The organism is Catenuloplanes atrovinosus (assembly GCF_031458235.1).
Taxonomy (GTDB): domain Bacteria; phylum Actinomycetota; class Actinomycetes; order Mycobacteriales; family Micromonosporaceae; genus Catenuloplanes; species Catenuloplanes atrovinosus.
The window spans coordinates 8,074,048-8,098,431 of sequence record NZ_JAVDYB010000001.1; the positions used below are offsets into that span (position 1 = coordinate 8,074,048).

28 protein-coding genes are annotated in these 24,384 nt (G+C 71.1%); 14 read left to right on the top strand and 14 right to left on the bottom strand.

The features are described from left to right. Positions 1–63: 63 nt before the first annotated feature. Positions 64–873: an alpha/beta fold hydrolase gene (locus J2S41_RS35990; protein WP_310374780.1), complete on the top strand. Its 810-nt coding sequence runs from the start codon at positions 64–66 to the stop codon at positions 871–873. On the opposite strand, the gene J2S41_RS35995 is transcribed toward J2S41_RS35990, so the two are convergent. Genes J2S41_RS35995 through J2S41_RS36010 form a run of 4 tightly spaced genes read right to left on the bottom strand, consistent with a single transcriptional unit; the run spans position 862 to position 3,656 of the window. Next, positions 862–1,695 (bottom strand): beta-keto acid cleavage family enzyme, encoded by an 834-nt coding sequence (locus J2S41_RS35995; protein WP_310374782.1) that lies wholly within the window; start codon positions 1,693–1,695, stop codon positions 862–864. The two genes, J2S41_RS35990 and J2S41_RS35995, sit on opposite strands and share 12 nt — an antisense overlap. A 21-nt stretch (positions 1,696–1,716) precedes the next feature. Continuing rightward, positions 1,717–2,811 carry a CAF17-like 4Fe-4S cluster assembly/insertion protein YgfZ gene (gene ygfZ, locus J2S41_RS36000; protein ID WP_310374784.1) on the bottom strand — a complete coding sequence of 365 codons (1,095 nt, stop codon included), beginning with the start codon at positions 2,809–2,811 and terminating at the stop codon, positions 1,717–1,719. Next, positions 2,812–3,243: a Fur family transcriptional regulator gene (locus J2S41_RS36005; RefSeq protein ID WP_310374786.1), complete on the bottom strand. Its 432-nt coding sequence runs from the start codon at positions 3,241–3,243 to the stop codon at positions 2,812–2,814. 38 nt (positions 3,244–3,281) lie between these two features. Then, a complete protein-coding gene (locus tag J2S41_RS36010; RefSeq protein ID WP_310374787.1) occupies positions 3,282–3,656 on the bottom strand; it encodes a DsrE family protein in 375 nt (124 codons plus the stop codon). 14 nt (positions 3,657–3,670) lie between these two features. On the opposite strand from J2S41_RS36010, the gene mtfM reads away from it, so the two are divergent. Together mtfM and J2S41_RS36020 are read left to right on the top strand one after the other, a co-directional pair. Then, entirely contained in the window at positions 3,671–3,775 is a 105-nt protein-coding gene (gene mtfM / locus J2S41_RS36015; RefSeq protein ID WP_306835781.1) for a small membrane protein MtfM, read from the top strand. Further along, entirely contained in the window at positions 3,772–4,389 is a 618-nt protein-coding gene (locus J2S41_RS36020) for a heme-binding beta-barrel domain-containing protein (protein ID WP_310374789.1), read from the top strand. Before mtfM ends, J2S41_RS36020 begins: the two co-directional genes overlap by 4 nt. Positions 4,390–4,405: 16 nt before the next feature. Here J2S41_RS36020 and J2S41_RS36025 read toward each other — a convergent pair whose 3' ends face one another. The 6 genes from J2S41_RS36025 to J2S41_RS36045 all read right to left on the bottom strand — a co-directional run bounded on the left by J2S41_RS36025 (position 4,406) and on the right by J2S41_RS36045 (position 8,699). Further along, the gene (locus J2S41_RS36025) at positions 4,406–5,266 is read right to left on the bottom strand and encodes a hypothetical protein (RefSeq protein WP_310374790.1); all 861 of its coding nucleotides are present in this window, start codon (positions 5,264–5,266) and stop codon (positions 4,406–4,408) included. A gap of 77 nt (positions 5,267–5,343) precedes the next feature. Then, complete coding sequence (locus tag J2S41_RS36030; RefSeq protein ID WP_310374792.1) at positions 5,344–5,676, bottom strand: DUF1416 domain-containing protein; 333 nt, start codon at positions 5,674–5,676, stop codon at positions 5,344–5,346. Next, a complete protein-coding gene (locus J2S41_RS36035) occupies positions 5,673–6,521 on the bottom strand; it encodes a sulfurtransferase (protein WP_310374794.1) in 849 nt (282 codons plus the stop codon). The genes J2S41_RS36030 and J2S41_RS36035 overlap by 4 nt, the downstream gene beginning before the upstream one ends. Before the next feature lie 202 nt (positions 6,522–6,723). Beyond that, entirely contained in the window at positions 6,724–6,801 is a 78-nt protein-coding gene (locus J2S41_RS39985) for an Ms5788A family Cys-rich leader peptide (RefSeq protein WP_374728306.1), read from the bottom strand. A gap of 67 nt (positions 6,802–6,868) precedes the next feature. Beyond that, positions 6,869–7,678: an LmeA family phospholipid-binding protein gene (locus J2S41_RS36040; protein ID WP_310374797.1), complete on the bottom strand. Its 810-nt coding sequence runs from the start codon at positions 7,676–7,678 to the stop codon at positions 6,869–6,871. Between the two features lie 61 nt (positions 7,679–7,739). Further along, positions 7,740–8,699, bottom strand: a complete 960-nt coding sequence (locus J2S41_RS36045; protein ID WP_310374798.1) for a hypothetical protein — start codon at positions 8,697–8,699, stop codon at positions 7,740–7,742. A 255-nt stretch (positions 8,700–8,954) separates the two neighbouring features. Here J2S41_RS36045 and J2S41_RS36050 point away from each other — a divergent pair, with 255 nt between their 5' ends. From J2S41_RS36050 to pstB, 5 genes are all read left to right on the top strand, one after another. Further along, a complete protein-coding gene (locus tag J2S41_RS36050; RefSeq protein ID WP_307242625.1) occupies positions 8,955–9,671 on the top strand; it encodes a winged helix-turn-helix transcriptional regulator in 717 nt (238 codons plus the stop codon). Positions 9,672–10,030: 359 nt separating this feature from the next. Beyond that, on the top strand, positions 10,031–11,143 hold the full coding sequence (gene pstS / locus J2S41_RS36055; RefSeq protein ID WP_310374801.1) for a phosphate ABC transporter substrate-binding protein PstS: 1,113 nt from the start codon (positions 10,031–10,033) through the stop codon (positions 11,141–11,143). A gap of 68 nt (positions 11,144–11,211) precedes the next feature. Then, complete coding sequence (gene pstC / locus J2S41_RS36060; RefSeq protein ID WP_310374802.1) at positions 11,212–12,312, top strand: phosphate ABC transporter permease subunit PstC; 1,101 nt, start codon at positions 11,212–11,214, stop codon at positions 12,310–12,312. Then, a complete protein-coding gene (pstA, locus tag J2S41_RS36065) occupies positions 12,309–13,385 on the top strand; it encodes a phosphate ABC transporter permease PstA (RefSeq protein ID WP_310374804.1) in 1,077 nt (358 codons plus the stop codon). The genes pstC and pstA overlap by 4 nt, the downstream gene beginning before the upstream one ends. Before the next feature lie 23 nt (positions 13,386–13,408). After that, positions 13,409–14,185, top strand: coding sequence for a phosphate ABC transporter ATP-binding protein PstB (gene pstB, locus J2S41_RS36070; protein ID WP_310374806.1), 777 nt, complete (start codon positions 13,409–13,411; stop codon positions 14,183–14,185). Positions 14,186–14,236: 51 nt separating this feature from the next. On the opposite strand, the gene J2S41_RS36075 is transcribed toward pstB, so the two are convergent. Continuing rightward, complete coding sequence (locus J2S41_RS36075) at positions 14,237–15,616, bottom strand: GH1 family beta-glucosidase (protein WP_310374808.1); 1,380 nt, start codon at positions 15,614–15,616, stop codon at positions 14,237–14,239. 39 nt (positions 15,617–15,655) lie between these two features. Then, positions 15,656–16,417 (bottom strand): maleylpyruvate isomerase N-terminal domain-containing protein, encoded by a 762-nt coding sequence (locus J2S41_RS36080; protein WP_310374810.1) that lies wholly within the window; start codon positions 16,415–16,417, stop codon positions 15,656–15,658. Positions 16,418–16,474: 57 nt separating this feature from the next. On the opposite strand from J2S41_RS36080, the gene J2S41_RS36085 reads away from it, so the two are divergent. Next, a complete protein-coding gene (locus tag J2S41_RS36085) occupies positions 16,475–17,566 on the top strand; it encodes a UDP-N-acetylmuramate dehydrogenase (protein WP_374728218.1) in 1,092 nt (363 codons plus the stop codon). A 75-nt stretch (positions 17,567–17,641) separates the two neighbouring features. On the opposite strand, the gene J2S41_RS36090 is transcribed toward J2S41_RS36085, so the two are convergent. After that, positions 17,642–18,118: a CAP domain-containing protein gene (locus J2S41_RS36090; protein ID WP_310374814.1), complete on the bottom strand. Its 477-nt coding sequence runs from the start codon at positions 18,116–18,118 to the stop codon at positions 17,642–17,644. 239 nt (positions 18,119–18,357) lie between these two features. Between J2S41_RS36090 and J2S41_RS36095 the strand changes: the two genes are divergently transcribed. Next, the gene (locus J2S41_RS36095) at positions 18,358–18,831 is read left to right on the top strand and encodes a GGDEF domain-containing protein (RefSeq protein ID WP_310374815.1); all 474 of its coding nucleotides are present in this window, start codon (positions 18,358–18,360) and stop codon (positions 18,829–18,831) included. Positions 18,832–18,882: 51 nt separating this feature from the next. Here J2S41_RS36095 and J2S41_RS36100 read toward each other — a convergent pair whose 3' ends face one another. Then, a complete protein-coding gene (locus J2S41_RS36100; RefSeq protein WP_310374816.1) occupies positions 18,883–19,566 on the bottom strand; it encodes a sensor histidine kinase in 684 nt (227 codons plus the stop codon). A 189-nt stretch (positions 19,567–19,755) separates the two neighbouring features. On the opposite strand from J2S41_RS36100, the gene J2S41_RS36105 reads away from it, so the two are divergent. The 4 genes from J2S41_RS36105 to J2S41_RS36120 all read left to right on the top strand — a co-directional run bounded on the left by J2S41_RS36105 (position 19,756) and on the right by J2S41_RS36120 (position 24,349). Then, a complete protein-coding gene (locus J2S41_RS36105; RefSeq protein WP_307242648.1) occupies positions 19,756–20,454 on the top strand; it encodes a response regulator transcription factor in 699 nt (232 codons plus the stop codon). 61 nt (positions 20,455–20,515) lie between these two features. Next, positions 20,516–22,927 (top strand): chemotaxis protein CheA, encoded by a 2,412-nt coding sequence (locus J2S41_RS36110; RefSeq protein ID WP_310374820.1) that lies wholly within the window; start codon positions 20,516–20,518, stop codon positions 22,925–22,927. A 1-nt stretch (position 22,928) separates the two neighbouring features. Beyond that, positions 22,929–23,372 (top strand): chemotaxis protein CheW, encoded by a 444-nt coding sequence (locus tag J2S41_RS36115; protein ID WP_310374822.1) that lies wholly within the window; start codon positions 22,929–22,931, stop codon positions 23,370–23,372. A 101-nt stretch (positions 23,373–23,473) separates the two neighbouring features. After that, the gene (locus tag J2S41_RS36120; protein ID WP_310374824.1) at positions 23,474–24,349 is read left to right on the top strand and encodes a hypothetical protein; all 876 of its coding nucleotides are present in this window, start codon (positions 23,474–23,476) and stop codon (positions 24,347–24,349) included. Positions 24,350–24,384 lie beyond the last annotated feature (35 nt).

The following is a 24,384-nucleotide window of genomic DNA, read 5'->3' on the forward strand; positions in this document are numbered from 1 at the left end:
GCGTTACGGAACGTAGACAGATCTCGCATTGCCGCACGCATCGACGCGACCTACTGTCGCTAGGTGCCTTATCTTGATCTTTCTGGGGCGAGTCTCGCCTATGACGACGACGGCACCGGCCCGGCCGTGCTCCTGCTGCACGCGGGCATCGCCGACCGCCGCATGTGGCGCGAGCAGGTCGGCCCGCTCTCCGCGATGCACCGGGTGATCCGCCTGGACCTGCGCGGCTACGGTGACTCCACGCTGACCAGAGCGTCGTTCGCGCACCACGACGACGTGGTCGCGCTGCTCGACTCGCTCGGCGTGCAGCGGGCCGTGCTGGTCGGTGCCTCGTTCGGCGGCGCGGTCGCGATCGACACCGCGCTCGCCTACCCGGACCGGGTCGCCGGGCTCGCGCTGATCGGCTCCGCGCTCTCCGGCCACGAGTGGTCCGAAGAGGTGGACGAGCTGTGGGAGGCGCTGGCGGCCCAGGTCGGCACGGACGACGTGGACGCGATGGCCGAGGCCGAGGTGCGCTTCTGGGTGGTCGGCCCCGGCCGCGACCTCTCCACCATGGACCCGGACCTGCTCGACTTCGCCTGGCGGATGGACCGGCGCGCGCTCGCCGCCGAGGCCGCGCTGGGCCAGGTGGACGTGCGCCAGCTGCAGCCGGTCGCCACCTACCGGCTCGCCGAGGTACGCCCGCCGACGCTGGTCACGGCCGGTGCGGCGGACGTGCCGGACATCCGGCGGCTCGCGGACCGGATGGCCGCGGAGATCCCGAACGCGCATCGCCTGCCGGACATCCCGGACGCGGCGCACCTGGCCCCGCTGGAACGGCCGGAGGCGGTCAACCGCATCCTGCTGTCGTTCCTCGGCGCGCTACGCGGGTAGGCCGAGCAGCTCCCGGGCCTGCTTCGGCGTGAGGGGCGGGCGCTGGGCCAGCTGAGCGAAGCCCACCGCCCGCGCCACCAACTGCATGTTCGACTCGACCGGGCGGCGCTTCGCGTAGGTCAGCGTGTCCTCCATGCCGACCCGCAGGTGCCCGCCCGCCGCGAGCGCGGCCAGCATCACCGGGATCGTGGAGCGCCCGACGCCGGTCGCGGAGAACGTGGTGTCCTCCGGCAGGTCCCGCATCGCGGCCCGGCACGCGGCCACCGACTCCAGGGTGCCGTCCATGCCGCCGGGCACGCCCATCACCAGGTCCAGGTGGACGTGCCCGCCGGCCGGCAGCCCGTGCTCGTCGAGCAGCCGCCGCAGCGCGTGCAACTGGCCGAGGTCGAAGATCTCGTACTCCGGCACGATCCCCCGGTCCCGCATGCGGACGTGCAGGTCCACGATGAAGTCCCAGCGGTTCAGGAAGACGCCGTCGCCGAAGTTGACCGAGCCCATGGTGAGCGACGCCGTGTCCGGCCGCGCCTCCAGCACCGCGCGCCGCGCCTCCTCCGGGTCGCCGACCGCGCCGCCGGTGGACAGCTGCACGATCAGGTCCGTCTCGGCGCGCAGTGCGGCCACCGTCTCGCGCAGCCGGCCGAGGTCGAGCGTGGGCTCGGCCCGGTCGTCCCGCACGTGCACGTGGATCATCGCGGCGCCCACCGCCACGCACTCCTTCGCGGTGAGCATCAGCTCGTCCAGCGTGACCGGCAGCGCGGGCACGTCCCGCTTGCGCGCCTCCGCCCCGGTCGGAGCCACCGTGATCAGCGTGCCGAGGGCCATCCGGCGTCCTTCCGAGGGGGTCTACAGGCTCATCGTGGGATCGATGGCCGCGGTCGCCACGCCCACGCGCAGCGCCGCGTCGTCCGGCGTGTTGCGCTTGATCACGGCGAGTGCGATCGTGCCCAGCTCGTGGTGGCGCACGGCCGTGCCGACGAAGCCGATCTCCCGGCCGGTCTCGTTCGTCACCGGGGTGTGCCGGGCCGGCGGCTCGTCCGAGCTGATCCCGTCCAGGTGCAGCAGCACCATGCGGCGCGGCGGCTTGCCCAGGTTGTGCACGCGGGCCACGGTCTCCTGACCGCGGTAGCACCCCTTGTCCAGGTGGACCGCGGGCTCGATCAGCCCGACCTCGCTGGGCAGCGTCCGGTGGTCGGTCTCGAACCCGGCCCGCGGCAGGCCGGCCGCCACCCGCACCGCCTCATAGGCCCACAGACCCGCCGGCGGTACGCCCAGCGCCGCGACCAGCTCCGGCACGCCGTCGCGCGGCACCACCAGGTCGTAGCCCAGCCGCCCGGCCCGGACGAAGCCGCCGGAGGGCAGCGCCCGCACCGCGTACCCACTGGTGGGCCGGGGTTCGAGCGCGCTGCTGGGGAACTTGGGGCCGGGCACCGGCTGCACCGACGGCGCCGGCAGCCCGGTCACGCCGACCCGGGCCAGCGCCTCCGCCGCCCGCGGCCCGGCCAGTGAGAGCACGGCCCGCTCCGCGGTCGCGTCGCGCGGCTCCACCCGGGTCAGGAAGACCATCTTGGACAGGAACGTGAGCAGGTCCCCGGTGCTGGCCGGCTCGGTGTCCAGCCAGACCGTCTCGCCGATCTCCGCGACGCCCGCGTGGTGCTCGACGTGCCCGTGCGGCGACAGCACCAGCAGCTCGGTGCCCTGGCCGTCGCGCAGGTCCGCGAGGTGCTGCGTGGTCAGCGAGTGCAGCCAGCTCGCCCGCTCCGCGCCCGGCACGGCCAGCACGCCGCGGTGCGAACGGTCCACGATGGCCGCCTCGGTGTCGAGGAGGCGCTGCTCCCGGGCCGGATCGCCGTAGTGGGCGGCCACGTCCGTGAAGCCCTTCGCGTCCGGCACGGACTCGTCCAGCTCCCGGATCCCGATCGCGCCCGGCACGTCCAGCATCTACTTCTCCCTGCCGCTGTCTCCGCAGTCGGCGCACGTGCCGAAGAGGGCCACGTGCCCGACGTCCACGGTGAATCCTTTCTCGCGGGCGAGCTCATCGGCCAGCGGCGCCATCAGCATGGGGTCCATCTCACTCACCGCGCCGCACTGCCGGCAGACCAGGTGGATGTGCTGGTCCTGCCCGGCCGGATGGTAGGTCGGCGACCCGTGCGACAGGTGCGTGTGCCGGACCAGCCCCAGCTCCTCGAGCAGCTCGAGCGTCCGGTAGACGGTGGTGATGTTGACACCGGCGGCGACCTCACGCACGGCGTGGTGCACCTGCTCGGGGGTGGCGTGGCCCAGCTCGTGCACCGCCTGCAGCACCAGCTGGCGCTGCGGCGTCAGCCGCAGTCCACGCTCCCGCAACATCTCGGCCAGCGAAGTTTCGGACACCGTCCGAGCATAGTCCGGCGGCCCGTGCCGTACGTCACTCAGTAGACCAGTGCCTGAGCGCCCTCGGTCAGCGACTCCTCCACGAACACCGCGGCACCGGCGATCCGGACGCCCTCGATCACGTCCTCCTGGCCGATGTCCCGCCGGGCCGCGCACTGCGTGCAGAGCGTCACCCGGCCGCCGGCCAGCACCGCGTCCAGCAGGTCGGGCAGCGGCGCGGAGTGCGGCAGCGAGAACTCGGCGGCCCGGCCCGGCAGCGCGAACCAGGCCGACTCGCCGGTCAGCCAGAGCGAGACGCCGACGCCGGCCGCGACCGCGGTGGCGGCCACCGTGAAGGCCTGCGCACAGCGCTCCGGCGCGTCGGAGCCGGCGGTCACCTTGATGACGAGAGATCGGGCCATGACCGTCAGCATAGGATGGGCCGGTCATGGTTACCGAGATCGGGTTTGTCAGCCTGCTGGTGGCGGGCTTCGGCGCGCTCGCGGGCGGTCTCGCCTACCTCGCCGTCAGGATTTCAAGGGGACGCTGGTGACAACGCCTGCCACACCGTCGGACAACCCGCTGCTGCCGCCGTGGGCCTCGCTCGCTCCGGTGGAGTATGCGTACCCGTACGAGGAGACGCACGATCTGCGCAGCGGGCCCGACCTGCACCCGCACCTGCTCGGCCTGCTGCCGTACGTGGGCGTGTGGCGCGGTCGCGGCCAGGGCGGCTACCCGACGCTCGAGGGCGAGGACTTCCACTTCGCGCAGGAGCTGCGGATCAGCCACGACGGCCGGCCGTTCCTGTTCTACGAGTCGCGCGCGTGGATCATCGACGAGGAGGCGAAGCCGATCCGCCCGGCCGGCCGTGAGATCGGCTGGTGGCGCCCGGTGGTGGTGAACGACCGGATCACCGACGAGGTCGAGGCGCTGATGAGCAGCCCCACCGGCATCATGGAGATGTACCTCGGCAAGACCAAGGGCACCACCCAGCTGGAGCTGGTGACGGACCTGGTCGTGCGCACCTCCACGGCCAAGGAGGTCACCGCGGGCCACCGGCTCTTCGGCATCGTCGAGGGAGCGCTGCTCTACGCGCACGACATGGCCGCCGAGGGCCTGCCACTCACCCCGCACCTGTCCGCGCGCCTGCTGCGCGTCGCGGGCTGATCCGGCGCTCGGCGGCTCAGCCGCAGGAGGTGGTCGCCGCGACCGCGATCTCGCCGTCGGCCACCTCCACCGCGACGCCCTCCGGGCCACCGGTCGTGTAGGCGAACCGGTCCTCCGCGTCGACCAGCACCTCACCGGCGCGCTGTTCCAGGACCTGTTTCAGCACCGGCGCCCGCGCCGGGAACCCGGCCACCAGCGTGGTGGTGAGCGCGCCCCCGCCCGGGCAGGCCACGGACGCCGCGCTCTGCCGGGAGCCCTGGGCGCCGAGCGCGGCCAGCACGCCCTCCGCGCGCCCGGCCGACGCCGGGTCCGCGGGCGGGTCGGGCACGGCCGGCAGTGCTCCGTCGACCGGCCGGCAGCCGGTGGTCAGCGCCACCCGCAGCACGCCCGGCTCCTCGACGATGCCGCGCAGGCCGATGAACTCGCCCGCGTCCACCCGGAACGAGTTCGTCGCGCCGGCGGCGTCCCGGCCCAGCCAGATCCGGTAGCCCGCGGGCAGCGCACCGTCCGCGGCCAGCCGCTCGATCAGCGGCGCGCTGTCCGCCGGTGCGATGTAGACGGTGGCGCGGCGGGTCAGCTCCGCGCCGTCCCGCGCGCTCGTCACCCGGCAGCCCGGCTCGACGCGCGGCGGCTCCAGCACGATCACCGGCCGCGGGCCGCCGTCGCCCGGCACCGCGGCCACCCGGGCCAGCACGGTGCCGAAGGCGGTCTCCGCCACCGGCAGCGCCCGGTCCAGCGGCCGCTGGTCGCGCACGGTCGCGGCGTCCGTCCGGTACGAGTAGTACGCCAGCCCGACGATCACCAGCGCCCAGGCGGTGAGCGCGGCCGGCAGCACGCCCCGGCGCCGCCACCACGGGAGTACCTGGGCCTGCGTCACCTCGCCATGGTGCCAAAACCGGGAAAGCCGGCCCGCCCCGGGTGAGGCGGACCGGCTCTCACCGGAGTGCGGCGGCGTCAGTCGCCGACGGTCACGGCGAACTGGTTGAGGCCGCGGTCGGCGGAGACCGTCAGGTCACCGTTGCCGTGGCGGGAGAGGGCGCGCAGCGTCCACGCGCCCGGCGCGGCGAAGAACCGGAACTGGCCCTGGGCGGACGTGACGACCTCCGCGGTGAACTCGCCGGTCGAGTCGAGCAGGCGCACGTACGCACCCTGCACGGTCTCGCCCTCGGACGAGGTCACCACGCCGGTGATCACGGTCTCCTTCTCCAGGTCGATGCCGGCCGGCAGCGGAGCCGACTGGTCGGGCGCGGCGCAGGTCGCGTCGGTGACAGCGGTCATGGTGCTCACGCCTTTCCGGGCTCGTCGCCGAGGACCACGGGCACGCCGACGAGCGAGCCGTACTCGGTCCAGGAACCGTCGTAGTTCTTCACGTTCTGGTGGCCGAGCAGCTCCTTGAGCACGAACCAGGTGTGCGAGGAGCGCTCGCCGATCCGGCAGTACGCGATGGTGTCCTTGCCGTCGTCCAGCCCGGCCTCGCCGTAGATCCTGCGGAGCTCGTCGTCGGACTTGAACGTGCCGTCCTCGTTCGCCGCCTTGCTCCACGGCACGCTCACCGCGGTCGGGATGTGCCCGCCGCGCTGCGCCGACTCCTGCGGCAGGTGCGCCGGGGCCAGCAGCCGGCCCGCGTACTCGTCGGGGGAGCGCACGTCGACCAGGTTCTTCGTGCCGATCGCGGCGACCACCTCGTCGCGGAACGCGCGCAGCGACAGGTCCTGCTCCTGCGCCACGTAGGTCGTGGCGGGGCGGGTGACCTCGCCCTTGACCAGCGGGCGGGCGTCGAGCTCCCACTTCTTGCGGCCGCCGTCGATCAGCTTGACGTCGCGGTGGCCGTAGAGCTTGAAGTACCAGTACGCGTACGCCGCGAACCAGTTGTTGTTGCCGCCGTAGAGCACGACCGTGTCGTCGTTGGAGATGCCGCGGGACGACAGCAGCGCCTCGAACTGCTCCTTGTTGACGAAGTCGCGGCGGACCTCGTCCTGCAGGTCGGTCTTCCAGTTCAGCTTGATCGCGCCGGCGATGTGGCCACCGTCGTAGGCGGTGGTGTCCTCGTCGACCTCGACGAAGACGACGCCGGGCGCGTCGATGTTCTTCTCGGCCCAGTCAGCCGAAACGAGTGCGGTGTCGCGACTCATCGAATCACTCCCTGTGAGGATTTGGTGGGTCGAGTCAGCGCGCGGATTTTCGGTGAGATGTTGTCGCACCACGCGCGGGACCCTGGGATGTAGGGATCTCGGGTTTGTGCGACGGCGCCGGTGCCGGGCTCAGAGATTGAGTGCCACGCGGTCGCGGCGGCTCAACCGAGCCGGCTCGCGGGCGTGAGAAGCAGCCCCGCCGTCAGTGGACGCGGGGACACAGGCAGGTGGCCACGCGGCACAGGTCGACCGCGCGCCTTTTAGTGAGCATCGTGCCCATGCGAAGGACCCTACCAGCGCGTCCACGTCACGGACAGAGGCAACCACCATGCGGGAAGTGACCGGGGTTACGCCCCCTGGTTCAGCGGGACGTCCTTCGCGTTCGCGGTCACCTGCAGCCCCTCGGCCGCCGGCTTGATCTCCGTGACCTGAAGGCCGAACGGCAGCGCCGGCAGCGCCACGTTGAGCGAGAGCTGCTCCGCGTACCCGCTGATCAGGTTCTGCACCAGGGGGTTGTCCGGCAGCCCGTCCGCGGTGAGCGTGTCGAAGCGGACCTGCACCTGGTTGTCCTGGACCGCGATGTTCGCCGTGCCGTTCAGCTCGAAGCGCTGGCCGAGGACCTCGACGGGCAGCGTCGCGCCCAGCTTGCCGTCGCGCTCGGCCAGCGTGATGCCCTCCTGGCCGATCATGGCGGCGAGGCTGGCGTAGTCGATGGTGCCGACGCCGGCCACGTCGGAGGCGACGATCTCGCCCTGGCCGGTGCGCAGCGTGTCGAGCGGCGCGGTGACGCCGGTGGCGTCGATGTCGAGCGTGGGGATGCGGACCACGTCGGCCGCGCCGGGCACCGGGCCCTGCACCTCCCGAAGCACCACCGATATCTGGTCGTAACGCCCGGCCAGCACCTGGGTGAGGAACGGGACGCCGCCCACGGAGACCTCGGCCGGCTCGGCGCTGAGGCCCTGCGTGGAGATCTGGTTGTCGATCTCGGTGCCGATCCGGTTCTCCGCGTAGCCGTGCGCCACCCGGTCCGCGACCACCACCAGCACGCCGAGGATGATCAGCAGCACCAGCAGCGTGATGAGCAACGCCCGTCCCCGCCGGCGGCGTCGGGGCCGCTCGACCTCGTACTGCTCGGTCGGCTGCTCGTACACCGTCACCGTCGCCTCCCAGCGCGCTCGTTCACTCCAGTGTTCCTACGGATTCCGATACCCAGTGGGCTCAGGTGAGGAACATGACAGACATCAGGTACGCGGCCGGGGCGGCCAGGGCGAAACCGCCCAGCGGGCCCTGCATGTGCCGCGCGATCCACATGGTCGGCGCGTCGCCGGCCAGCTGACGGCCCGCCTCCGAGTAGTCCGTGGCCAGGTCCACCAGGCTGGCGGCACCGGCCGCGACCAGCCCGACGATCGCGGCGCTGCCCGGATCGAAGCCGACCTGGTACCGCCCGATGACCGCGGCCACGGCGGTGCCGATCATGGTGCCCAGCACCACGCCCAGCCCGCCGCGCGGCACCTGGGGCTCGAACCGCGGCCAGGCGAAGACCGAGTCCAGCGCGCGCGCCACCACCAGCGCCACGCCGGCCGCGCCGAGGCACACCACGATCGCCTGGGTGCCGGCCGGCTTGCGGGTCAGCACGATGAGCGTCGCGAGCGCCACCACGCCGAGCACGATCAGCAGCGTGGAGCCGAGCGACTCGCGCACCCGGGCCCGGTCCTGGGCGCGGAACAGCTGGCCCACCACGCCGGCCAGGAAGCCGCCGAGCGCGACCCAGAGCAGCGGGCGCACGCCGGCGATCGTGGGCATCACGGCGGCGGCGTCCGCGGCCAGCGCGGTGCCCACCGCCACGGTGGCGACCACCGGGAGCGCGGGCGGCCGGGTCGCCATGGTCCAGGCCAGGACGAACAGCAGCTGCACACCGAGGACCACGGTCGCGTACGGCAGGCGTGCCTGCCCCGGTCCCGAGGTCTGCGCACCGAAGATCAGGCCGATCGCCAGCAGCGCCGCGAACGCGGCGATGGCCAGCGACAGCAGCCGGCGCACCTCGACCGGCTCGATCGGCTCGTCGTCGTCCTCCTCCTCGGCGCGGCGCGCGTCACCGACCAGGCTCGGCGTCTTGGGGAAGAAACCGGCGTCCTTGGACGGGCCCGCGGGCCGGTCGTCATCAGCGGAGGGGAACACGACTGCGATCGTGCCAGACGCGGCACAGCGACGCTCAGGGCGATGAACGCGCATGTGTGATTCCGGTGTCAATACCGCGTCCGCTTGCTCACTCCTTGAACTCGCAGGAGCGCTTTTGTTTAACGATCGGCTAAGGTAAAGCCTTACCGCCCGTCAGTGACGCCGGGACCGACGCCAGTTCGGGGTGGCCGGCCTCAGGCTTGAGCTGCTACCGGTCACCTGCGCGGCCCATCCGCCGCCAGGACGGAGGTCTGTGTGGAAATTCTGCTGCTGGTGACGGCACGTGCCGGCGAGCCCTCGGTCGTGCTCCCCGCCCTTGATCTTCTCCCCCACTCGGTGCGGACCGCTCCCCGCGACGTACGCACCCTCGTCTCCGGCCCCAGCCCGGACGCCGTCCTCGTGGACGCCCGGTCTGAGCTGGCCGAGGCCCGCGCGACCTGCCGCATGCTGCACGCGACCGGACTGGGCGTCCCGCTCGTCGCGGTCGTGACCGAGGCCGGCCTGATCGCGCTGAACGCGGACTGGGGCGTGGACGACGTCATCCTGGCCAGCGCGGGTCCCGCCGAGGTCGAGGCGCGGCTGCGGCTGGCGGTCGGCCGGCTCACCAACGCGACGGCCGGGGCCGGTGGCCTGATCCGGGCCGGCGAGCTGTCGATCGACCCGGACACGTACGCGGCGAAGCTGAAGGGCCGCCCGCTCGACCTGACGTACAAGGAGTTCGAGCTGCTGAAGTTCCTGGCCCAGCACCCCGGCCGGGTGTTCACCCGCGACCAGCTGCTGCGCGAGGTCTGGGGTTACGACTACTTCGGCGGCACGCGCACCGTGGACGTGCACGTCCGCCGGCTGCGCGCCAAGCTCGGCTCGGAGTACGAGTCGATGATCGGCACGGTGCGCCAGGTCGGCTACAAGTTCGTGGTGCCGCCGAGCCGGCCGCTGCCGGAGTCCGAACTCGCCCCGATCCCGGTCGGGTAACAAAACCTCCCATACCGCCAAGGGCCCGGCGGACGCGGTGATCTACATCGCGTCCGCCGGGCCCTTCGTTATGCAGCCTTGACCTGCGGATTTCATAACGGGAGTGTCACGGCAACAACTCATCGTGATCTCGGCTGACCGGAAATATGCGATATTTCGGTCAGGAGACGCTCGGTTCACGGGCTGGACAACTGCGCCTCAGACGCAAGCCAACTTCGGGGAGTGACGTGTTAAGTCCTTGTTCACTTGCACCGGGCGTTACGGCTACCTGACATCCCTAGCTTGCAAATCAGCCGGTGCGACTCCGGCGGCCGGGACGCCCAACCCGGCGAACCGTCCACTCGAAGGGAATTCCCAAGGTGAAGCTCCACCGGCACGGCGCTCTCGCGTGCCTCGCCCTGACCACGGCGCTCGCTCTGAGCGCCTGCGGATCGGATAACACGGAGACCGACGCCGCCGCTCCCGGCGCGTCCGCTCCCGCGGCCGCCAACTGCGCGACCGGCACGCTGAACGCTCAGGGTTCGTCCGCGCAGAAGAACGCGGTCGCTGAGTGGATCAAGGCCTACCAGACCGCGTGCGCCGGCTCGACCATCAACTACGAAGGTACCGGCTCCGGCGCCGGCATCAACGCGTTCATCAACGGCACCGCCGACTTCGCGGGTTCCGACTCGGCGCTGAAGGAAGACCAGCAGCCGCAGGCCGACCAGCGCTGCGCCGGCAACCCGGCGATCCACCTGCCGGCGGTCATCGGCCCGATCGCGGTCGTCTACAACCTCGACGGCGTCGACAGCCTCAACCTGACGCCGGCCACGCTCGCGAAGATCTTCGCCGGCAAGGTCACCAAGTGGAACGCTCCGGAGATCGCCGCCGACAACGCCGGCGTCACCCTCCCGGACACCACGATCAACCCGGTCCACCGCTCGGACGAGTCGGGCACCACGGAGAACTTCACCAAGTACCTGGCGAAGGTCGCCGAGGCCGACTGGACCTACGAGGCCGCCAAGACCTGGCCGTCCGGCATCCAGGGTGGCACCGGTTCCAAGGGCTCGGACGGCGTCGCGTCCTCGGTCTCCGGCGCGGCCGGCGCCATCGGCTACGTCGAGATGTCCTTCGCGGAGAACTCGGACCTCGCCACCGCCAAGATCCAGAACGGTGCCGGCGAGTTCGTCGAGCTGACCCCGGAGGCGGCCGGCAAGACCATCGAGGGCGCTGAGGTCACCGGTACCGGTAACGACCTGAAGATGTCGATCGACTACGCCACCAAGACCGCGGGTGCCTACCCGATCGTCCTGGTGACCTACGAGATCGCCTGCTCCGCGGGCAACGCCGCCGACAAGCTCCAGCTGATCAAGGGCTTCCTCGGCTACGCGGCCAGCGCCCAGGGCCAGGCCACGCTGATCGAGCTGGGCTACGCCCCGCTGCCGGAGTCGGTGCGCGCCAAGGTCGAGACCGCCGTCGCGGCGATCGCCTGACCTGAACAGCTAGTACGTAGGTAAGCGGCTAAGCCCCCCGATATCGAACGCTAAGACGGAGCGCGCTGATGGGTGACAACCCTCCCCGCTCGGTCGACGCCAGCGCCGGCGGTCCAGGTGGCAACACCCGGGCCGCCGGCGTCGCGGCGTCTACCGATGGACTCACTGACAACCTCTCCGGCGGTGGCCGGGGCACCCCATCCGGGGGGCGTGGCCAGGGTGGTGGCGGCGCCCTGCCGCGCGCCAAGGCCTTCGGCACCGAGCCGGCCTTCCGCGGCCTGACGCTGGCGGCCGGCACGATGGTGCTGATAATCATCGTGGCGATCGCGATCTTCCTCATCACCGAGGCGATCCCCGCGTTGCAGGCCAACGAGGCGAACTTCCTGACCTACCGCGACTGGGGCGCCACGGCGTCGCCGCCCCGGTTCGGCATCGCCGCGATCGTCTACGGCACCGTGCTCTCCGCCGTGATCGCGCTGCTGGTGGCCGTGCCGATCGCACTCGGCATCGCGCTCTTCCTCTCGCACTACGCGCCGCGCCGGATCGCCACCACGCTCGGCTTCATCATCGACCTGCTCGCGGCCGTGCCCTCGGTGGTCTTCGGTCTGTGGGGCCGCGCGGTGTTCATCGAGCCGGTCCGGGACTTCTCGGTCTGGCTCAACAAGTACTTCGGCTGGATCCCGCTCTTCGGCGGCGAGGGCCCGTACGGCAACTCGATCCTGCTCGGCTCGCTCGTGCTGGCCATCATGATCCTGCCGATCGTCACCTCGCTCTCCCGCGAGGTATTCATGCAGACGCCGAAGCAGAACGAGGAGGCCGCGCTCGCGCTCGGCGCCACCAAGTGGGAGATGATCCGCACCGCGGTCCTCCCGTACGGCCGCCCCGGCGTGATCGCCGCCGTCATGCTCGGCCTGGGCCGCGCGCTCGGTGAGACCATCGCGCTCGCCATGACGCTGGGCTCGCTCTACGTCATCACGCCGGACATCATCACGAACGGTGGGGTCACGATCGCCTCGAACATCGCCAACCGCTTCGGCGAGGCGACCGAGATCGGCCGTGGCGCGCTCATCGCCTCGGGTCTGGTCCTCTTCGCCATCACCCTGGTGGTCAACATGATCGCTCGCATCATCATCTACCGCCGCCGCGAGTTCACGGATGTGGCCGCATGACCATCCTCGCCCCTCAGCAAGAGGTCGCCGCCGGTAGCCTACACACCAAGCGGCTGCCCGCGTGGGCCGCGATCGTCACCGCGATCGTCGCGCTGGCCGTCTCGGCCGCGCTCGTGCTCGGCACCGGCATCGGCAACTGGGTGCTGGTCATCGTGCTCGGCGCCGTGTTCTACCTGATCGGCTTCTTCATCGCGACGAACGCGGTGGAGGGTTCCCGGTCCGCGCGCAACCGCACCTGGAGCGCGCTGATCCATGCCGCCTGTGTGCTGGCGATCCTGCCGCTGGCGTCGGTGACCTGGACCCTGATCTCCAACGGCGTCCGGCGGCTCGACGCGGACTTCTTCCTCACGTCGATGAACAACATCGGCGCGCGTGACCCGGACGGTGGTGCGTACCACGCCATCATCGGCACGCTGGAGCAGGTCGGCATCGCCGCGCTGATCACCATCCCGCTCGGCGTGCTGGGCGCGATCTACCTGGTCGAGTACGGCCGCGGCAAGCTGGCGCTGGCGATCCGCTTCTTCGTCGACGTCATGACCGGCATCCCCTCGATCGTGGCCGGTCTGTTCGTGCTCGCGTTCTGGGTGCTGATCGTGTCGCGGTGGTTCAACAACGGGACCCCGCAGTACTCGGGCTTCGCGGCCGCGCTCGCGTTGAGCGTGCTGATGCTGCCGACGATCGTCCGCTCGACGGAGGAGATGCTCCGGCTGGTGCCGGCGCCGCTCCGCGAGGGCGCGTACGCGCTGGGCGTGCCGAAGTGGAAGACGATCCTGCGGATCGTCATCCCGACCGCGCTGCCCGGCATCGTCACCGGCATCATGCTGGCGATCGCCCGCGCCGCCGGTGAGACCGCGCCGGTGCTGCTGGTCGCCGGCGGTGGCGCCGCGATCAACTTCAACCCGTTCGAGAACAACCAGTCGTCGCTCTCGCTGTTCGTGTTCAACCAGGCCACGGAATCGACGCGGTACTCGCCGGACCGGGCGTGGACGGCGGCGCTCACCCTGGTGGCGCTGGTCCTCGTCCTGACCATCGCCGCGAAGCTGCTCGCCCGCCGCAACCGGCTGACTCGCTGAAGCACCCCCGAGGAGTAACCACCATGGCAAAGCGCGTCGAGGCGACGAACGTCAACGCGTACTACGGCTCGTTCAAGGCCATCGAAGACGTCAACATGGTCGTCGAGCCGAAGACCGTCACCGCCCTCATCGGCCCGTCCGGCTGTGGCAAGTCCACGTTCCTCCGGTCGATCAACCGGATGCACGAGGTGCTGCCGAACGCCCGCGTCGAGGGCACGCTGACGCTCGACCAGGAGAACATCTACGACAAGCACGTGGACGTCACCGCCGTCCGCCGGCTGATCGGCATGGTGTTCCAGCGGCCGAACCCGTTCCCCACCATGTCGATCTTCGACAACGTGGTGGCCGGCCTGAAGCTGAACGGCGTCACCAAGAAGTCGGTGCTGCAGGAGGCGGCGGAGAAGTCGCTGCGTTCCGCGAACCTGTGGGACGAGGTCAAGGACCGGCTGGAGAAGCCGGGCGCCGGCCTCTCCGGCGGCCAGCAGCAGCGGCTCTGCATCGCCCGCACCATCGCGGTCGAGCCGCAGGTCGTGCTGATGGACGAGCCGTGTTCCGCGCTCGACCCGATCTCGACGCTGGCGATCGAGGACCTGATCTTCAAGCTGAAGGACCGGTTCACGATCATCATCGTCACGCACAACATGCAGCAGGCGGCTCGGGTCTCCGACCGCACCGCGTTCTTCTCGATCGACAAGACCGGTGACCCGGGCCGGCTGATCGAGTACGACGACACCCAGAAGATCTTCTCGAACCCGAGCGTCAAGCGGACCGAGGACTACATCACCGGCCGCTTCGGCTGAGCGTCACCCACCGGGCGCCGGGGGTACGCGTACCCCCGGCGCCCGGTGTTTCTACAGGCCGTTGTTGCGGATGACCTCGGAGTAGAAGCGCGCGCTGTCCTTCGGGATGCGCCGCTGGGTGTGGTAGTCCACGTAGACCACACCGAACCGCTTCCGGTAGCCCTCGGCCCACTCGTAGTTGTCCATCAGCGACCACACGAAGTAGCCGCGAAGGTCCACGCCGCGCGCGATCGCGTCGTGGCAGGCGCGCAGGTGCCCGTCCAGGTAGGCGACCCGCTCCGCGTCCGGCACCCGCTCGCCGGTCTCGTCCGGCCCGGTCGGGTACGCCGCGCCGTTCTCCGTGATCATCATCGGCGTGCCCGGGTAGTCCCGGTGGATCCGCTCCAGCAGCCGGGTCAGCGCGGCCGGCTCGATCGCCCAGCCCATGTCGGTGACCGGGCCCGCCGCCGGCAGGAACTCGATGCCCTCGGTGCCCGGCGCGGTCGGGTTGCCCTCGATGCCGGGCTTCGAGCGCACGTAGGACGGCGAGTAGTAGTTGATGCCGAGCACGTCGATCGGCTGCCCGATCAGCGTCTCGTCGCCGGTGCGCAGCCAGCTCAGGTCGGAGAACCGGCGGATGTGCGCGAGCACGTCGTCCGGGTACGACCCGCGCAGGATCGGGTCGAAGAAGATCCGGTTCTGCAGGCCGTCGACCAGGTGCGCGGCGGCCACGTCCGCCTCGCTGTCCGGGTCGGCGGGGGAGACCGCGGCCGGGTTGAGCGTGATGCCGAGCTTCCGCACGCCCGCGTCGCGCAGCGCCCTGGTCGCCAGGCCGTGGCCGAGCAGCAGGTGGTGGACGGCCTTGAACGCGGACTCCGGGTCCTGGATGCCGGGGGCGTGCACGCCCGAGGCGTACCCGAGGTAGGCGGAGCACCACGGCTCGTTCAGCGTGGTCCAGGTCTCCACCCGGTCGCCGAGCCGCTTGTGCACCGCCATCGCGTACTCCGCGAACGCCTCGGAGGTCTCCCGCGAGGTCCAGCCGCCCCGGTCCTCCAGCGTCTGCGGCAGGTCCCAGTGGTAGAGCGTGACGACCGGGGTGATCCCCTTGCCGCGCAGCTCGTCCACGAGCCGGTCGTAGAAGTCGAGCCCGGCCGGGTTGACCGGGCCGGTGCCGTCCGGCTGGATCCGGGGCCAGGCGATGGAGAAGCGGTACGCCTGGAGCCCGAGCTCCGCCATCATGGCGACGTCGTCGCGCCACCGGTGGTAGTGGTCGCAGGCGACGTCACCGGTGTGTCCGGCGTAGACCTTGCCGGGCGTACGGCTGAACGTGTCCCAGATCGAGGGCCCGCGCCCGTCCTCGCGGGCGGCGCCCTCGATCTGGTAGGAGGCCGTGGCGGACCCCCAGAGGAAGCCCTCCGGGAACGTCACGCTCTGTGTTGAGGGGTTAGTCACGTCGCCATTATCACTCTCGGATCATGACGACGGGTGCGGTCAGCCGATGCGCAGGCCGTCCAGCAGAGAACGCTCTCCGGAAATCTCCAGCGTGTCGAACCCGATCCGCCCGTGCAGCGCCAGGAGCAGATCGCTGGCGGAGCCGGTGGCGAGCACGCGCGCGCGGTGGTCGTCGGAGTCGAGGATCGTGTCCGTGTCCAGCAGCGCCAGGCCCTCGCCGCGCAGCCGGACGAACCATTCGTGCTGGAGGTCGGAGGCGACCAGGTGGATCATGCCGAACCGGTCGCGCGGCCCGACCCCGCGGCCCGACGGCAGCAGCGTGTCGAGCAGCTCGGCCAGCCCGTCCGCCGCCAGCTTCGCCTCGATCGGCTCGGCCATCCCGGCCGTCATCTGCGCGTCCCACCGGTGCAGCGTGGTCAGGTGCGCGGCCCGGCGCAGCCAGAACGCGGCCTTCTTCGGCGCGGGCATCGGGTTCCACGCGGGGAGGTCCTCCTCCACGCCCTCCAGCGTGGCCAGGGCCGCCGCGTACCGCTCGTCCCACCACGCCTTGGGGTCGGCGCCGCCCGGAACCTCGGTCGCCGGCTGGGTGACCTCGGGCGCGGTGGTGACACCGCGCGTGACGTGCGTGCCGAGCCAGTCGTAGAACGCGCCGAGCCGACCGATCAGCTCCCGCACCGTCCACTCGGGACGGGTGGGGACCGGCGCGTCCAGCGGCTGCTCCTCGAGGGCCGCGCGGAACGCGGGACCCTCGGCGCGCAGTGCGCCGATCCAGAAGTCTTTCGTGGCATGCAGCTTCGTCATGACCGTTCCTCCCACGCGGCCGCCCAGTCCGCTCGCCCCCAGCCTAGGGTTAAGGGCGTGCACGACGTTAGCGCTGAAACGCCCACCGTCGCAGGGTCGACAGTCCCCAGTTCGCTCGCTCCGCACACCACGTTGCGGTTGGGCGGCTCCGCCAGACGGCTGGATTCAGCCGGAAATGCGGATGAACTGGTCGAATTGACGAAGGCTGCGGGCCGTACGGGAGATCCTCTGCTGTTGCTGGCCGGCGGCAGCAACGTGGTCATCGGGGACGAGGGATTCGCCGGGACCGCGATCCTGATCCGCAGCCGCGGCGTGGAGGTGATCAGTCGCCGCCCCGACCAGCTGATCGTCCGGGTCCAGGCCGGGCACCCGTGGGACGAGTTCGTGGCCGAGACGGTCGAGGCCGGGTGGTCCGGCGTCGAGTGCCTCTCCGGCATCCCGGGCTCCACCGGTGCCACGCCGATCCAGAACGTCGGCGCGTACGGCCAGGACGTGTCCGAGACGATCCGGTCCGTCACGGTCTACGACCGTGCGGACGGCGTCGTCCGGGACATGCCCGCGGCCGATTGCGGCTTCGGCTACCGCGCCAGCGTCTTCAAGCACAACGACCGGTACGTGGTGCTCACCGTCGACTTCCGGCTGCTCCCCGACGCGCTGTCCGGGCCGGTGCGGTACGCGGAACTGGCCCGCTCGCTCGGCGTGGAGCAGAACGCGCGGGTGCCGCTGGCCGCCGCGCGCGAGTCCGTGCTCGCGCTGCGCGCCGGCAAGGGCATGGTGCTGGACGCCGACGACCGGGACACCTGGTCGGTCGGGTCGTTCTTCACCAACCCGGTGCTGGACGCCGCGGCCTGGGAGCATCTGCGCACCGCCACGGAGGGCATCGGCGAGCCGCCCGGGTGGCCGGGCGAGGGCGGCAGGGTGAAGGTCAGCGCGGCCTGGCTGATCGACCGCGCCGGGTTCGGCAAGGGATACCCGGGCGGTGACGTGCCGGTCAGCATCTCCACCAAGCACACGCTGGCGCTGACCAACCGCGGCAGCGGCACCACCGCGCAGTTGCTCGGCCTGGCGCGCGAGATCCGGGACGGGGTGCGCGAGCGCTTCGGCGTGGTCCTGCACCCGGAGCCGGTGCTGGTCGGCTGCGAGATCTGACCCCGGAAACAGATCAAGGGACCGGCGTCCGAGGACGCCGATCCCTTGATCAACGGGGGGTGAGGGGAAGTCTGGTCAGCCGCCGAACTCCTGGGTCCAGTAGATGGTGCCCTTGGCGTCGCGGGCGACGCCGACGCCGATCTTGATGGCCTTGCAGTTGAGGATGTTCTTGCGGTGGCCGGGGCTGTTCATCCAGGCGGTCATGACGCCGGTGGTGTCGGCGTAGCCCCAGGCGATGTTCTCGCCGACGGCGGGGGCGTAGCCGGCGGACTTGACGCGCTGGGTGAAGGTGGAGCCGTTGCGGCCGGTGTGGGAGAAGTAGCCGTGCTTGGCCTGGTCGCTGGAGTGGCCGCGGGCGGCCTTGGTCAGGGCGGGGGAGATGGTCAGCTTCTTGCAGCCGTGCTTGGCGCGCTCGGTGTTGGTGGCGGCGACGACCTGGGTCTCCAGCGTGGTGGCCGGGGTGACGGCGGCGGTCGCGGCGGTGGCGGTGCCACTGATCGTGACGGCGGCGGTGACGGCGGTCAGAACGGCGGAGCGGACCAGGTTGCGCAAGAATTCAGCCTCTCGATCGGCGTTGCGTTGCTTACGCCCATCAAGTTCGGCGGGGTGTTCGCGGGTCTGACGAATCGACCAGGTGCTATGCGGTGAGCGCTCGGGTCCCGGACGGGTGTCGCGGACCGCCACCGTCCGGCAACCCGACCGCTCAGGAAACGCTCCCGCGCGCCGATACGGCGGGTATGAGGCGGCTCGGGCCGGTGGCTGCGAGCCGTACGACAGGAGGTTTTGCCCTTATGGACGCCCCGACCGGTGCCATCGACCGCAGCGCGTGGGAGGAGGAGCTGGAACGGCGGGTCACCGCCGCGTACCGAGGCCGGTACCCGCTGGTGATCGTGCTACTCGACCTGGACCACTTCGCCGCCTACCGCGCCGACCACGGACGCGAGGCCGGCGACCAGCTCCTGCTCGACGCCGGGGAGGCCTGGCGGGCACACGTGCGCCCGGACGACCTGCTCGTCCGGTACGGGGACGGCCGGTTCGGTGTGATCCTCAGCCGGGTGCAGCTGCGGGCGGCGGAACGGATCATCGCGCGGCTGCACCAGGCCACGCCGGCCGGTCGGACGTTCTCCGCGGGCGTGGCGCTGTGGAACGGCTCCGAGGACGCCGCCGCGCTCGTCGCGCGCGCCGGCGAGGCGCTGGAGGCCGCGAAGGAGGCCGGTCACAACCAGTTCGTGGTGCACGGCTCGGCGCCGTCGACGGTGCCCTAGGCCGGGTTCGGCGATCTTCGCCGGCCCGCGGCGAGGCCCACCGAACCCGCCCTAGACGGGCAGCCGCACCGTGATGACGGCACCGGTCCGCGGGTCGTAGCCGATCGAGACCGCGCCGCCGTGCCGGTGCGCGATCGCGCGGGCCAGCAGCATCCAGAGCGCCAGGCTGCGGGTGCGGTCGCCGTCCGGCACCGGCAGCGAGGTGGCCAGGAAGTACTCGTCGGTCAGCGTCTCGGCCCGCGCGCTGCGCACCGTGACGGTCCAGTGGTCGCCGAAGCACTCGCCCCTGATCTCGCCGCTGCCGTCCAGCGCGCGCTCGGTCACGGCGCCGACGACCGCGTAGAACAGCTGGTGCAGCAGGCCCGCGTCGCCCGGCACCGGCGGCCCGGGCTCCACCGCGCCGCGTACCGCCGCGGTCGGCACCACGCTCTCCACCTCGCGCCCGGCACCGGCGACCAGCGGGGCCAGGTCGACCGGCGCGACGGCGACCGGCAGGTCGCCGGACTCCAGGCGGGAGAGCAGCATCAGGTCCTCGATCAGCACCAGCATGCGCTCGGTGTTGCGCTGCACCACGGAGAGGGCGGTCGGCCGCTCGCCCTCCGGCAGGTCGACGCCGGCGAGCATCTCCGTGAACGCCGCGATCGAGGTCAGCGGCGTGCGCAACTCGTGCGAGACGACGGCGAGGAACTGGGCCTTGAATGCGTCCCGTGGCTCGGGCTCCGGCGCGGTTTTCAAGAGCGGTCCTGTTTCCGATGCGGGCGCAAGCAGTGACTTCCCACGATAAACTCTGACTGTTCGGTTTTTTGCTCCTAATATCACCTTATAGGCATCGTAACCGGTTCATGCCATATGGGCGGCGCTGGACGGTGCTTTAGGGGGTGGGCTAATGCAGGGACCCATGTGTGCCCGGGCGGGGGCGATCCGGTGAGCAAACTTCTGGTCGTCGAGGACGATCCGGACATCGCGCTGGCACTGCGAATGCTCTTCGGTCGCGCCGGGTATGACATCTCACACGCCTCCGACGGTCGCAGCGGACTGCGCGAGGCCTATACGGAGAAGCCCGATTTGGTCGTCCTGGACGTGGGACTGCCGGAGATGGACGGCTGGCAGGTGCTGGAGCGGCTGCGGGACGTCTCGGACGTACCCGTGCTGGTGCTGACCGCGCACGGCCAGGAGGCCGAGAAGGTGCGCGGGCTGCGCGGCGGCGCCGACGACTACCTGACCAAGCCGTTCGCGAACGCGGAGCTCCTGGCGCGCGTGGAGGCGCTGCTGCGCCGCTCCTCGTCCGGCCAGAACAGCTGGGCCAGCCAGGTCTACGACGACGGCGTCGTGCACCTGGACCCGACCCGCCGGCGCGTCTACGTCAAGGGCGAGGAGGTGCGCCTCACGCCGACCGAGTTCCGCCTGCTGAACGCGCTGGTCCGGCACGCCGGAGCGGTGCTCAGCCCGAACCAGCTGCTGACCCAGGCGTGGGACGACCCGACCGGCATCGGCCAGGAACGGGTCAAGTTCGCCGTGCTGCGGCTGCGGCGAAAGCTCGGCTGGTCCGACCCGGAAGAGTCACCCATCGAGTCGGTACGTGGTTTCGGCTACCGCTACCGGAAGGCCAACCCCGATGCCTGATTCCTCAAGTATGTCCGTTGTCGGTCGATAGGGCTCCTGCACCGGAGCAGGAGGGAAGCCTGTGGAAGAGCTTGGCGAGATCGTCGGCGAGTTCCTGATGGAGAGCCACGAGAACCTGGACCAACTGGACCGGGATCTCGTGTCGCTGGAGCAGGACCCCGGATCGCGTGACCTGATCTCACGCATCTTTCGGACGATCCACACAATCAAGGGCACCAGCGGGTTCCTGGCGTTCTCCCGGCTGGAGACCCTGACCCACGCCGGTGAGTCGCTCCTCTCGCGCCTCCGCGACGGCGTGCAGCCGGTGACCGCGGAGACGATCACCGCGCTGCTCGCGATGCTCGACGGCGTCCGCGCGCTGCTGGCCACCATCGAGGAGACCGGCGCCGAGGGCGACGTCGACGTGGACGGCATCATCGCCACCGTCAACGCGCAGATGGCCGAGCCCGGCTCCGCGCCCGCCGCCGCGAAGCCGGCCGCGCCCGCCGCCGCACCGGCCGCGGAGAAGCCCGCCGCCGAGGAGCCGGCCGCCGAGGCGCCCAAGGCGCCGGTCGGCATCCCCTCCGCGTTCGAGGACGACGGCGCCGACGACGGCGAGCGCCCGGCGCCGGAGCCGATCGAGGAGCAGCGCAAGCCGATCGGCGAGCAGTTGGTCGAGTCCGGTGCCGCCTCCCGGGCCGACGTCGCGTCCGCGCTCCAGCAGCAGATCGAGGGCGACGAGCGGAAGCTCGGCACGATCCTGCTCGACGAGGGCAAGACCGCACCCTCCGCGGTCAGTGACGCGGTGCAGAACCAGGCGCCGAAGCGCAGCGTGGCGGACAGCGCGATCCGCGTCGACGTCGACCTGCTCGACACGCTGATGAACCTGGTCGGTGAGCTGGTGCTGGCCCGCAACCAGCTGGTCCGGGGCGTGGCCGAGACCGGCGACCAGGCGATGGTACGCAGCGCCCAGCGGCTCAACCTGATCACCAGTGAGCTGCAAGAGGGCATCATGAAGACCCGCATGCAGCCGATCGACCACATCTGGTCGAAGCTGCCGCGAGTCGTCCGGGACCTCTCCAAGGCGCTGGACAAGCAGATCAACCTGGTGATGGAGGGCAAGGAGACCGAGCTCGACCGGTCGCTGCTGGAGGCGGTCAAGGACCCGCTGACCCACCTGGTGCGCAACGCGGTCGACCACGGCATCGAGGACGTTCCCACGCGCATCGCCGCGGGCAAGGACCCGGAGGGCACGCTGACGCTCCGCGCGTACCACGAGGGTGGTCACGTGACGGTCGAGGTCGCCGACGACGGCGCCGGCCTGAACGTGGAGCGCATCGCGAAGAAGGCCGTGGAGAACGGCCTGGTCAAGGCGGAGCAGATCGCGACCATGGACCGGCGCGAGATCATGTCCATGGTGTTCCAGCCCGGCTTCTCCACCGCGGCGAAGGTCACCAACGTCTCCGGCCGCGGCGTCGGCATGGACGTGGTGAAGACCAACATCGAGCGCGTCGGCGGCGCGGTCGGCGTGGACTCCGTGCCCGGCAAGGGCACCACCTGGCGGCTCACCATCCCGCTGACCCTGGCGATCATCCAGGCGCTCACCATCGACTGCGCCGACCAGCGGTACGTGGTCCCGCAGGCCTCGGTGCTGGAGCTGGTCTTCATCGACGGCAACTCCACGAAGATCGAGTACGCGTCCGGCGCGCCCGTCTACCGGCTGCGCGGCAAGCTGCTCCCGCTGGTCCGCCTGGACCGCACGCTCGGCCTGCCGGTCGGCGGCGACCAGGGCGTCTACATCGTGGTGTTGCAGGCCGACGGCCGCAGCTTCGGGCTGGTCGTGGACCGCGTCCTCAACACCGAGGAGGTCGTGGTCAAGGCGCTGAACTCGCGGTTCAAGGACATAGGGCTGTACGCCGGCGCCACGATCCTGGGCCACGGCAAGGTCGGCCTGATCCTGGACGTCGCCTCGCTGGCCCGCCGGTCCAACCTGGCGACCAGCTCCGAGCGTGACTCCAGCATCAGCGCCCGGGACAGTCGCGGCCCCGGCGACAACGCCGAGCGCCTGCTGGTCACCGCGGTCGGCGAGCGCCGGGTGGCGATCCCGCTGGACACGGTCACCCGCCTGGAGGAGTTCCCGATCGCCAAGATCGAGCACGCCGGTAGCCGGGAGGTCGTCCAGTACCGCGGCCAGATCCTGCCGCTGGTCCGGCTGTCGTACCTGCTCGGCGCGATGCCGGAGGAGACCGGCGAGACCGTCTCCGTGGTGGTCTACAGCGAGGGCGAGCGCAGCGTGGCGCTGGTGGTCGACAAGATCGTCGACATCGTGGAGGACGCGATGACCGCCCGCCGCAACGTCGACGACGACGGCCTGGTCGGCACCGCGGTCATCCAGCAGCGGGTGACCGAGCTGCTCGACGTGCGCCGCGCGATCGTCGCGGCCGACCCGAACTTCTACAACGACCTGCAGGACGAGATGCTGGTGGAGGCCTGAGATGGCGAGCAGGCAGTACGCCACGTTCGAGGTGGCCGACCAGCTGTTCGGGGTCGAGGTGCACACCGTGCAGGAGGTGCTCTCCTACAACGAGTACACCTCGGTGCCGCTGGCGCCGTCCGCGGTCGGCGGGCTGTTCAACCTCCGCGGCCAGGTGATCGCGGCGGTGGACCTGCGGGTGCAGCTCGGGCTGCCCCGGCAGTCGCTGGACGGCCCGGTGATGAACGTGATCCTGCGCGGCGACGAGGAACCGGTCAGCCTGCTGGTCGACAAGATCGGCGAGGTGGTCGACCTGGACGAGGCCACCTTCGAGCCGCCGCCGGACACGCTCAACGGCCCGACCCGCGAGCTGGTGGTCGGCACGTTCAAGCTGGAGGGCCGGCTGATGCTGGCACTCGACGTCTCGCAGGCAGTGGACACCTATCGCACCCCGGCCGTGAGCTAGGGCCTGTGACCATCTCCGGACCCTCGCACCGTCGTGCCGCCGCGTCGCCGGCGGCCGGCCGGTGCGGGGGTCCGCTGTTTAAGGCCGGGTGCTGATCCCACGTGTACAGCCTTGTCAGTGCGCCCGTGCTCGGCTTCGACCTGACCCGGTTGGCCGGCGGCTCCGCCACCGCCGAGGTGCTGCTGCGATCGTTGCGGCTGAGCCGGGAGGACCTGCCGGTGCTGGCCGGCGCGCTGCCGAGCGAGGAGATCCGCGCGCCGCTGTGGCTCGAGGTGGAGAGCGCGGCGCGGCAGGTGCCGACGCTGCGCGGGCTGTCGGACATGGCGGACTCCGCGGCCGCGCTCACCATGGTGGAACGCGCGCCGATCGGCAGCGTCGACTCGCTGCTGACCTGCGTGCGGTACGACGTGATGTCCTGGACGTGGACGGGTAAGGGCCGGGGTGCCCGCCAGGACGAGGTCGCGGAGAAGGCGACCGCGCTGCTCTGCGACGCGGTGGTCGCCTCGTACCTGCGCGAGGTCCTGGACGAGTCGGTGCGCCGCCGGCTCGGCGCGGGCTGGGTCGCCGCGGTGCGCCGGCTGCCCGGCGGCCCCCCGGTCGATCTGGGCCCGCACCACTACGTGGTCTCCTCGCTGCTGGAGCGGCTGCGCTCGCTGACCGGGTCGGACGTGGAGCGGCTGATCCGGTCCGGCGTTGACGCGCGGGTGAACTCCGGCGGCTGGTCCCCGGCCGTGCACTCGGCCTCCTGGGCGGCGTACCTGTCGGACCGGATCCGCACCGCGGCGGCCGCGCAACTGCTGCTGGTGCAGGCGATCGACACCTCCGCGGTGCCGATGTCGGCGCGCGCCGGCGGCGTCTGGAACATGCTCAGCGGCGCGGTCCAGGCACTGGTGGTCCGCGACCTGCTGGACACCGGCACCGCGCACCGGTTGCTGAGTCCGGTCGTCGCCGCTTTGGGACCGGCATGGCTGTCCTGACCGTTATATCCCCGTTGCGAGAAAGCCTCAATTCG

Bases quoted from the DNA above. Each gene is read 5' to 3' on its own strand.
- J2S41_RS35995 (WP_310374782.1), bottom strand. From the start codon at position 1,695: ATGGCCCTCGGCACGCTGATCACGGTGGCTCCGACCGGGGCGGAGGCG.
- ygfZ (WP_310374784.1), bottom strand. From the start codon at position 2,811: ATGCTGGACGTGCCGGGCGCGATCGGGATCCGGGAGCTGGACGAGTCC.
- J2S41_RS36010 (WP_310374787.1), bottom strand. From the start codon at position 3,656: ATGCTGACGGTCATGGCCCGATCTCTCGTCATCAAGGTGACCGCCGGC.
- mtfM (WP_306835781.1), top strand. From the start codon at position 3,671: ATGGTTACCGAGATCGGGTTTGTCAGCCTGCTGGTGGCGGGCTTCGGC.
- J2S41_RS36035 (WP_310374794.1), bottom strand. From the start codon at position 6,521: ATGAGTCGCGACACCGCACTCGTTTCGGCTGACTGGGCCGAGAAGAAC.
- J2S41_RS39985 (WP_374728306.1), bottom strand. From the start codon at position 6,801: ATGGGCACGATGCTCACTAAAAGGCGCGCGGTCGACCTGTGCCGCGTG.
- pstC (WP_310374802.1), top strand. From the start codon at position 11,212: ATGGGTGACAACCCTCCCCGCTCGGTCGACGCCAGCGCCGGCGGTCCA.
- pstA (WP_310374804.1), top strand. From the start codon at position 12,309: ATGACCATCCTCGCCCCTCAGCAAGAGGTCGCCGCCGGTAGCCTACAC.
- pstB (WP_310374806.1), top strand. From the start codon at position 13,409: ATGGCAAAGCGCGTCGAGGCGACGAACGTCAACGCGTACTACGGCTCG.
- J2S41_RS36080 (WP_310374810.1), bottom strand. From the start codon at position 16,417: ATGACGAAGCTGCATGCCACGAAAGACTTCTGGATCGGCGCACTGCGC.
- J2S41_RS36095 (WP_310374815.1), top strand. From the start codon at position 18,358: ATGGACGCCCCGACCGGTGCCATCGACCGCAGCGCGTGGGAGGAGGAG.
- J2S41_RS36115 (WP_310374822.1), top strand. From the start codon at position 22,929: ATGGCGAGCAGGCAGTACGCCACGTTCGAGGTGGCCGACCAGCTGTTC.